Genomic DNA, 1,158 nt, shown 5'->3' on the forward strand with positions numbered 1-1,158 from the left:
CGCATCATCTGGCAGTTCATCAAGGACAAGCTGATCCATCCGTACCTGGACATCGACCTCGAATATTACGACCTCGGCATGGAGAACCGCGACGCCACCGACGACCAGGTGACGATCGACGCGGCCAACGCCATCAAGAAGCACGGCGTCGGCGTCAAGTGCGCGACGATCACGCCGGACGAGGCCCGTGTCGAGGAGTTCAAGCTGAAGAAGATGTGGAAGTCGCCGAACGGCACGATCCGCAACATCCTCGGCGGCGTCATCTTCCGCGAGCCGATCATTGCCAAGAACGTGCCCCGCCTCGTTCCGGGCTGGACCAAGCCGATCATCGTCGGCCGCCATGCCTTCGGCGACCAGTACCGCGCCACCGACTTCAAGTTCCCCGGCAAGGGCAAGCTGACGATGAAGTTCGTCGGCGAGGACGGCAAGGAGATCGAATACGACGTGTTCGACGCGCCCTCGGCCGGCGTCGCCATGGGCATGTACAATCTCGACGATTCGATCACCGAATTCGCGAGGGCCTCGTTCAACTACGGCCTGCAGCGCAAGGTGCCGGTCTATCTCTCGACCAAGAACACCATCCTCAAGGTCTATGACGGCCGCTTCAAGGACATCTTCCAGCAGGTCTTCGACGCCGAATTCGCGGAAAAGTTCAAGGAAGCCAAGATCTGGTACGAACACCGCCTGATCGACGACATGGTCGCCTCGGCGCTGAAATGGTCCGGCGGCTATGTTTGGGCGTGCAAGAACTACGACGGCGACGTGCAGTCCGATATCGTGGCCCAGGGCTTCGGCTCGCTCGGCCTGATGACCTCGGTGCTGATGACGCCGGACGGCAAGACGGTGGAAGCGGAAGCCGCGCACGGCACGGTGACGCGCCATTACCGCCAGCACCAGAAGGGCGAGGAGACCTCGACCAACTCGATCGCCTCGATCTTCGCCTGGACGCGCGGCCTTGCCCACCGTGCCAAGCTGGACGGCAATGCGGAACTGGCCAAGTTCTCCGAGACGCTGGAGCGCGTCTGCGTCGAGACCGTCGAATCGGGCTTCATGACGAAGGACCTCGCGCTCCTCATCGGTCCCGACCAGCCGTGGCTCTCCACCACCGGCTTCCTCGACAAGATCGACGAGAACCTCAGGAAGGCCATGGCGGCCTGA

General features: G+C 62.3%; 1 protein-coding gene. It reads left to right on the top strand.

Going from position 1 to position 1,158, the window contains the following annotated elements:
- On the top strand, positions 1 to 1,158 hold a 1,158-nt coding region (locus EV665_RS32130), incomplete at its 5' end, for an NADP-dependent isocitrate dehydrogenase (RefSeq protein WP_133037280.1).

It is taken from the genome of Shinella granuli (assembly GCF_004341885.1).
GTDB classification, from domain to species: domain Bacteria; phylum Pseudomonadota; class Alphaproteobacteria; order Rhizobiales; family Rhizobiaceae; genus Shinella; species Shinella granuli.